General features: G+C 66.3%; 7 protein-coding genes. 6 read left to right on the top strand and 1 reads right to left on the bottom strand.

Features of this window, described 5'->3' with window-relative positions; genetic code table 11:
• Nucleotides 1-290: 290 nt before the first annotated feature.
• Together GF405_08000 and GF405_07995 are read left to right on the top strand one after the other, a co-directional pair.
• Nucleotides 291-914 (top strand): hypothetical protein, encoded by a 624-nt coding sequence (locus GF405_08000; GenBank protein ID MBD3368096.1) that lies wholly within the window; start codon nucleotides 291-293, stop codon nucleotides 912-914.
• A complete protein-coding gene (locus GF405_07995; protein ID MBD3368095.1) occupies nucleotides 898-1128 on the top strand; it encodes a hypothetical protein in 231 nt (76 codons plus the stop codon). The genes GF405_08000 and GF405_07995 overlap by 17 nt, the downstream gene beginning before the upstream one ends.
• A gap of 80 nt (nucleotides 1129-1208) precedes the next feature.
• Here the strand turns inward: GF405_07995 and GF405_07990 are convergent, their stop codons facing one another.
• Nucleotides 1209-1862, bottom strand: a complete 654-nt coding sequence (locus GF405_07990) for an acylpyruvase (GenBank protein MBD3368094.1) — start codon at nucleotides 1860-1862, stop codon at nucleotides 1209-1211.
• 152 nt (nucleotides 1863-2014) lie between these two features.
• On the opposite strand from GF405_07990, the gene GF405_07985 reads away from it, so the two are divergent.
• The 4 genes from GF405_07985 to GF405_07970 all read left to right on the top strand — a co-directional run.
• Nucleotides 2015-3868 carry an insulinase family protein gene (locus GF405_07985; protein MBD3368093.1) on the top strand — a complete coding sequence of 618 codons (1854 nt, stop codon included), beginning with the start codon at nucleotides 2015-2017 and terminating at the stop codon, nucleotides 3866-3868.
• A gap of 48 nt (nucleotides 3869-3916) precedes the next feature.
• Nucleotides 3917-5377 (top strand): hypothetical protein, encoded by a 1461-nt coding sequence (locus GF405_07980; GenBank protein ID MBD3368092.1) that lies wholly within the window; start codon nucleotides 3917-3919, stop codon nucleotides 5375-5377.
• A 40-nt stretch (nucleotides 5378-5417) separates the two neighbouring features.
• Complete coding sequence (locus GF405_07975) at nucleotides 5418-6593, top strand: efflux RND transporter periplasmic adaptor subunit (GenBank protein MBD3368091.1); 1176 nt, start codon at nucleotides 5418-5420, stop codon at nucleotides 6591-6593.
• Nucleotides 6593-7945, top strand: a 1353-nt coding sequence (locus tag GF405_07970; protein MBD3368090.1) for an MMPL family transporter, incomplete at its 3' end; no start/stop codon positions are given. The genes GF405_07975 and GF405_07970, both read left to right, overlap by 1 nt.

The raw sequence follows: 7945 nt of genomic DNA, 5'->3' as shown, positions 1-7945 counted from the left end.
GTCGGGCCGGTGAAGCTCCGCGCGACGGGAACGGGGTGGCTTCCGAGGAAGCCGAAGGCCTGACGGCACCCGTGGGTCGAGTGGTGGTTGACGGCAAGCCGTTACACCTCAGATCCGGTTCGTGGCATCGCTCTTGCTCTCTCTTGTTATGTTGATAGTGGATAATATCGCATTAAGGAGATATTACAAAGGACTTGACATAGGGAACTCAGTAGAGTTACTCTGTTTTGGTCCCTCCTCGATCTGCCTGCTGACGCACAGTCCCCGGCACCGGCGGAGGTCACAGGGCAGTGTCTGTCCACCATCACAGACTCGCGGAACGCCTCATCCTTACGGTCGTTCTTCTGGCCCTCGTCTCCGGACCCGGCGCGGCTTCATTCCCTCATGACTTTGACTGGTCGTATGTCCTCGAGCTCGAGGGCGGCGTGACTCTGGGCCTTTACAAGGTCATGGATACCAACCCGTACGTCTTCCGCTCGCCCGGCGGACGCATCGATCGGGTGATCCGCTCGGGGCGCGCTCCGTGGGCCCGCTTCATCGCCGAGAACCCGGGCGTCTACGTCGTCGCAGGGGTCTACCCGGAAGACGGCGCCAGTCTTGTTCTGGACGAGACGACGCGGTTCGTCTTCGCGTACTCCGATGAGGAGGACGGTACGAGCTCCGAGATCGAGAGCAGCGACATCATCATGCGGAGGCTCATCACCTCGCATCCTCCCGAGATGAGGCTCTTTGATCCGGAAATGCACCCTCTGGTGCTCTCGGGCGATGCGACGCAGTTCGACCGGTCGGACGCAGGAGGGTTCAAGCTCTACATCCGCTTCGACGAGCTTCCCGGCGGCAGCACGTACGGGTACGAGGTACCGGACCAGGTGTACCTTCTGAAGGGGGGTGAGAGGATTGCCGAAGCTCGCTAGGGCCACGATCATCCTGCTGGTCGTCTGCGCCGTCCTCGGCACGAGCGTCACACACGGCGTCATCCTGAACTCCGTCCCCGTCCCGGTTCCCTACGCAACCACTGTTCAGGCCTACAACCCCGATGCGAACGGCGACGGCGTGATCACGTGGTACGAGGCGATCTATGCTCTGATCGACTGGATTCTGCACACCGGAGAACCCGACATCCCGTAACACAGGCAGGATGTGAGAGTGAACGCGAGCGGGCCGCCCGGATGGGCGGCCCGCTTCTTAGTGGCATCCGGATGTTCCCGCTACTCCACGAGGAACCGGATCGTGAGCTCATCCCCGAGCCACGCCTCGATCGTGTCGCCCTTCCCGACCTCGCCGACTCCCGCGGGCGTGCCGGTCAGGATGAGGTCACCGGGCTCAAGCGTGAAGTGCGACGACGCGATCTCGACGAGCTGTCCCGGGCCCCAGATCATGTTGCCGGTCGTGCCGTCCTGTCTCGTGTCGCCGTTCACCGCCAGACGGATCGGCATGCGTGAGAGCGCGTCCGCGTCGTCCACGGGGAGCGCCGCCGAGACGGGACAGGCCCCGTCGAAGCCCTTCGCGATGCTCCACGGCCAGCCCCGCTGCATGGCGTCGAGCTGCACATCGCGGAGCGTCATGTCGAGCGCGAGAAGGTAGTGGGACACGTGGTCCATCCCGCTTCCCCCGGCGATGTTCTTCCCCCCGGTGCCGACGACCAGCCCGAGCTCGACCTCGTGGTGAACGAGGTTCGAGGTCGGAGGGCAGACGATCGCCTCGCCCTCGTGGATGATCGATGTCGAGGGTTTGAGAAAGACCATCGGGCTCTCCGGAATGGTGTGACCCATCTCCTCGATGTGGTCGGTGTAGTTGGCGCCGATGGCGACGATCTTGCCCACCCGGACCTCGCGGCCGTCACGCGTGACAATGTGACCCATGCGACACTCCTCCCGGAACTGCGTCCCGCCGGCCCCCGTCCTCGACAGGCGACCTTGACCGGGCGTTCATCGTGGCTGTATGATGTGAGGACTCCATTCTACAGGCGCTGTCAACGTGTGGCGGCGCATCCAGCCGACGAAAGGAGAGGCCCATGAAGCGGGTTCTCACCGCACTGCTGTGCGCTGTCGTCGTGCTCGGCTTCGCAGGTTCCCCGGGGGCCCAGACCCTCGAGGACAAGGTCAGCGAGTTCGAGCTCGACAACGGCATGAAGTTCCTGGTCGTGGAGCGGCATGAGGCGCCGGTCGTCTTCTGCGCCGTGGCGTTCCGGGTGGGGAGCATCTACGAGCGCCCCGGCATCACGGGAATCTCGCACCTTCTCGAGCACATGCTGTTCAAGGGGACCGCTACGGTCGGCACGAAGGACTTCGAGGCCGAACAGGCGTACCTGGAGCGCGAGGACGAACTGGCGGAGACGATCCGTTCACTTCGGCTCGAGATGGAGCCGTGGCGCTACCAGATCTTCGAGGAGGATGCGACCTCGGTCATCGCGAACCTGAGCGAGGCCGACCGGGAGGCCGTCGGGAACGACCGCGCGCTGGAGCTCGAACTCCTGGTTGAAAGGCTGACCGAGCGCGGACCGACCGGGGCGATGCTCGACGTCCCTGGCCTGGTTGAAGAGGGCAACACCGACTACTACGGTCTCTACATCGAGCTCCTGACGAACGAGATGATGCTCCAGGACGTCATGGCGGAGCACCGCGAGCTCATCGTCTCGAACGAGCTCTGGGAGACCTACATGAACAACGGCGCCCGGATGCTGAACGCCGGGACGTCGTACGACGGGACGTTCTACTTCGCGTACCTGCCGGCGAACCGCCTCGAGCTCTTCATGCTCCTCGAGTCCGACCGTCTCGCCAACGCCGTCTTCCGCGAGTTCTACACGGAGCGGGATGTCGTCGCCGAGGAGCGCCGGATGAGCGAGAACGAGCCCGAGAGCATGCTGTTCGAGTCGTTCATGGCCACCGCCTACTCGGCCTGCATGTACCGAAGCCCGGTCCTCGGCTGGATGTCCGACATCCAGATGACGACCCGGCAGGACCTCCAGGACTACTACGACCGCTACTATGCGCCGAACAACGCGCTTGGCATCTTCATCGGTGACGTGACGCCGGAGCAGGTGCAGGAGTTCGCCGAGGAGTACTTCGCGCCTATTCCCGCCGGCGAGGAGCTGCCTCCGCTCGTCACATGCGAGCCGGAGCAGCAGGGCGAGCGCCGTGTCGTCGTGAAGAAGGACGCGAAGCCCGTGCTCATGATGGGCTATCACGTGCCCCAGATCCCTCATCCGGACGCCTACGTCATGGAGATGATCTCAGGCATCCTCTCGCAGGGACGCACGAGCCGCTTCCACACCTCGATCTACGAGGAGCAGGGTCTGACGCGCAGCGCCCCGAGCGCGTGGATCGGTCCGGGGAGCCGGCTTGCGCCGCTCTTCGTCATCAACGCCGAGCCGAAGGCGCCCCACACGCTCGAGGAGGTCGAGGCCGCCGTCTACGCTGAGCTCGAGCGCCTCAAGACGGAAGAGGTCGAGATGCGCGAGCTCGAGCGCCTCTGGAACGCCGAGGAGGCGATGCTCGTGCGGGCGCTCGGCTCCAACATGGGGATGGCGTTCCGCGTCGGCATGTACGAGGCGATGCGCGGAGACTGGCGGGCCATCTACACCGATATGGAGCGCAAGAAAGCCGTCACGCCGGCCGACATCATGCGTGTGGCGAAGAAGTACTTCACCGAGGAGAATCGCACGGTCGGCTGGCTCGTCGAGGTCGAGTCGGACGAGCCCGACTCCGGCGAGGAGGAGCTCGATCTCCGGAAGCTCATGCAGTGGGCGCAGACGCTTCCCGAGGAAGAGCAGCGCGAGATGATGATGAAGTTCCAGTCGCTCGACGAGCAGGGCCGCGCGGAGTTCGCGAAGGAGCTCTGGGAGCGCATGAAGGCCGAGCAGGGATAACCGGCGGAGAGCCCCATCGGGGCTCACCAACAGTCAAGGAGTGTACCGATGAGAGTGACATCCGCCATGATAGCGTCCGTGCTCGTGCTGGCCTCGCTCCTCGCGGGGTGCGCGGGAACGGCGCCGACCGCCGACATGGAGCAGGTGAGCGGCAGGGGGCTGCCGCAGGTTCTGTCCACCGAACCGGAGGACCTGGACTACCCGGCGCTCGAACTCGAGACGCCGGAGTACGAGCGCATCGAGTTCGCGAATGGCATGCACGGCTTCTTCATCGAGGACCACGAGATCCCGATCGTGGATATCCACATTCTGATCCCGACCGACTTCTCGCCGGAGAACAGGGAGGGCGTCGCGACGCTGACCGCCCGGGTCATGCGGAACGGCGGCTCCGAGGAGTGGCCGGGTGAGCGCATCAACGAGGAGCTGGAGTTCGTGGCCGCGCGCGTCGAGGTGAGCGCGGGAACGCGGAGGCTCGATGTCCATGTGAACTGCCTGACGAAGGACCTGGATCTCTGCCTCGATGTTCTGGAAGAACTCCTCGCTCGTCCGGCGTTCCCGGAGGACGTCTTCGAGCTGCGCCGGGAGTCGCTCCTGGAGGACGTGCGCCGCGAGAACGACGAGCCGCGCGCCGTCGCATGGCAGGAGTACCGCAAGTCTCTCTACGGCGACCACCCGATGGGGCGCGACGCGTCGGTCGAGTCCGTGACCACAATCACGAGGGACGATCTGGTCGCATTCCACCGGGCGTACGTGGCTCCCGACAACGCGATCATCGGCATCGTCGGCGACGTCACACGCGATGAGATCGTCGCGAGGCTCGATGAGGCGCTGGCCGACTGGGACGGCGACCCGGTCGAGCCGGAGCCCGTCCCCGAGCTGGAGCGGGACCTCGAGCCCTCCGTGCAGTACGCCTTCAAGGACATCAACCAGGCCGTCATCATGATCGGCCACCTCGGCGTGAACAGCAGGAACGAGGACCTTCCCGCCATCCGTGTGATGAACTTCATCCTCGGCGGGGGGAGCTTCACGTCCCGCATCACCCAGAAGGTGCGGACAGACGAGGGTCTGGCGTACGCAGCCTATTCGCGCTACGGCGACGACCCCTGGACCTATGGTCTCTTCACGGCATCGTCGCAGACGCGGGCCGACGCGGCCGGGCGTGCCGCCGGTCTCATCGTCGACATCATCGAAGAGATGAAGGAGAACGGACCGACGGCCGATGAGTTCCGGAGGGCGAGAGACACGTACCTCAACCAGCAGGTGTTCCAGTACGAGTCGAAGTCGGAGATCGTCAAGCGCCTCATCCGCTATGAGTACGAGGGACTGCCGCTCGACAGGCCGGAGCGCTTCATTGAGGCCATCGAGACCATGACGATCGAGGACGTGAAGCACGCGGCGGCCGAGTACCTGCACCCCGACGCCCTCACGTTGCTCTTCGTCGGCGATCCGGAGCAGTTCGACGTGCCGCTCTCGACGTTCGGCGAGGTGCACGAGATCGACCTGGAGTAGCGCGGGGGCCGCCAGGGGACCATATTGAGAACCGCCCGGGATGGACGGGCCCGGGCGGTCTCTCGTCTCTTCGGGAATGTATCGTCGCGCGCGGCGGAAGCGGGCGCGCGGGAAGGCCAACGCTATGAAGCTCGTCAGATCCGCTCTCATCATCGTCGGCGCCGTGGTCCTTGTGCTGGCGGCGCGCTACGTCCTCCTGCGGGGGGAGGCCGATGAGCGCTCCCGGGGTCCCCGCGTGACGACCGTCACGACCGAGGTCGTCGACGCGAGGATGTTCTCCGACCGCACGGAGGCCATCGGCACCGTGACGCCGAACGAGTCGGTCATCATCACGCCCGCCGTGACCGAGCGGGTCGCCGCGGTCCACTTCGATGACGGAGCCCTTGCCCGTGCGGGTGACGTGCTGGTCGAGCTCAACCACACCGAGGAGTCGGCGGCCGTCAAGGAGGCCCGGGTCGCGTACGAGGAGCGACAGCGCGAACTCGACCGGGTGGCGGAGCTTCGCGACGGCGACCTCGTGTCGCAGGAGGAGCTCGATGTCGCCCGGGGCGATCTCGATGCGGCGGCCGCGCGGCTCGAGGCGGCGCGGGCCCGGCTCGACGACCGCATCATCGAGGCCCCTTTCGACGGTGTGCTGGGCATACGGCGGGTCAGTCCCGGGGCCCTCGTCTCGCCCGGGACGGTCATCACGACCCTCGACGACCTGAGCGTCGTCAAGGTGGACTTCGCCGTCCCGGAGGCCCTGCTCGCCCAGGTCGAGGTGGGCCAGACCGTCATCGGACGGGCGACGCCGTGGCCCGACGAGGAGTTTCGCGGACGGGTCACCGCCGTGGAGCCCCGCGTCGACCCGGCCACCCGGGCGGTCGGGATGCAGGCGACGATCCCGAACCCGGAGCGTCGACTCCGCGGCGGGATGCTGCTGACGGTCGAGCTCACGTGCTGTCCGCGCGAGGCGGCCGGCGTGCCGGAACGCGCGCTCCTCTCGTACGCCGACAAGCAGTATGTCTTCGTCATCCGCGGAGGGGAGCGGGTCGAGCAGCGTGAGGTCACGCTCGGCGCGCGCGAGGTGGGCCTCGTCGAGGTCACCCACGGCCTCGCCCCGGGCGACACCATCGTCGTCGACGGCCTGATGAGCCTGAGGGACGGCGCGCAGGTCCGCGTGGTACCTGACGGGATCGAGACCGAGCAGGCTGCTCCCTCCGGGCGGGCCTCCTGATGGTCCTCTCCGAGCTCTCCATCAAACGACCCGTCTTCGCGACCGTCATCAGCCTGGTGCTGATCGTGTTCGGCATCATCTCTTACCAGCGTCTCGCGCTCCGCGAGTATCCCGACATCGACCGGCCCATCATCAGCGTGTCGACCAGCTACGGCGGCGCGGCGGCCAACGTCGTGGAATCGAGGATCACGCAGATCATCGAGGGGGCCGTCTCGAGCATCGAGGGACTCAAGACCGTCGAGTCCGCCAGCTCGGACGGCTACTCGCGCGTCAGTCTCGAGTTCGACATCGAGCGCGACATCGACGAGGCCGCCAACGACGTGCGCGACCGCGTGAGCCGCGTCGTCGGCAGGCTGCCCGAGGAGGCCGACCCGCCGCGCGTGTCGAAGCGCGGCGGCGGGAGCGGGGCCGACCTCATCATAGGGCTCTGGCACCCGACGATGTCGCAGATGGAACTCACGGACTTCGCCGAGCGGCATCTGCTGGACCGGTTCTCGATCGTCGACGGGGTCGCCGACGCCCGCGTGTTCGGCGGGAAGCGCTTCGCGATGAGGGTGTGGCTCGACAGGCGGGCGCTGGCGGCGCGCGGTCTGACGGTGCAGGACGTCGAGAGCGCTCTCAGGTCTGAGAACGTGGAGCTGCCCGCCGGGCGTCTCGAGTCTGAGATGCGGGAGTTCTCCATCCGTCTGGAACGTGGGTTCCGGACCGCCGATGACTTCCGGAGGCTGGTCGTCCACCGCGGCAACGGCTATCTCGTGCGGCTCGACGACGTCGCCGACATCGAGGTCGCGCCGGAGGACCTCCGCGACAGCTTCACGGCCGAGGGCCAGAGCGCCATCGGGATCGGCGTCTCCCGCCAGTCGACGGCCAACACGCTGGCCGTCATCAGCGGCGTCAAGGCCGCGATGGAGGAGGTGAGGCCGCAGCTCCCCGAGGGCATGGAGCTCACTGTCCTGAGGGACAGCTCGGTCTTCATCCAGGCGGCGATCCACGAGGTGCGACTGGCGCTCCTCATCGCCTGCGCGCTCGTCATCGGCATCATCTTCGTCTTCCTGGGAAGCGGTCGCGCGGCGCTCGTGCCCGCGCTGACGGTTCCCATCTCGCTCGTCTCGGCCTTCATCGTCCTCGCGGCCTTCGGGTTCTCCATCAACCTGCTGACATCTCTGGCCCTCGTGCTGGCGATCGGCCTTCTCGTGGACGACTCCATCGTGGTGCTGGAGAACATCCACCGGCGCATCGAGGAGGGCGAACCGCCGCTTCTCGCGTCGTTCCGCGGCGTCAACGAGGTGGCCTTCGCCGTCATCGCGACGACGCTGGTGCTCGTGGCCGTCTTCGTCCCCATCGGTCTCATG

Origin of the sequence: Candidatus Effluviviaceae Genus V sp. (assembly GCA_014728125.1) — a bacterium.
Lineage (GTDB): Bacteria > Joyebacterota > Joyebacteria > Joyebacterales > Joyebacteraceae > WJMD01.
This window is presented reverse-complemented; position numbering and strand designations above follow the sequence as displayed.

What these genes read in the sequence shown, in the direction of transcription:
- GF405_07990 (MBD3368094.1), bottom strand. Translation starts at nt 1,862, where the DNA reads ATGGGTCACATTGTCACGCGTGACGGCCGCGAGGTCCGGGTGGGCAAG.
- GF405_07985 (MBD3368093.1), top strand. Translation starts at nt 2,015, where the DNA reads ATGAAGCGGGTTCTCACCGCACTGCTGTGCGCTGTCGTCGTGCTCGGC.
- GF405_07980 (MBD3368092.1), top strand. Translation starts at nt 3,917, where the DNA reads ATGAGAGTGACATCCGCCATGATAGCGTCCGTGCTCGTGCTGGCCTCG.
- GF405_07975 (MBD3368091.1), top strand. Translation starts at nt 5,418, where the DNA reads ATGGACGGGCCCGGGCGGTCTCTCGTCTCTTCGGGAATGTATCGTCGC.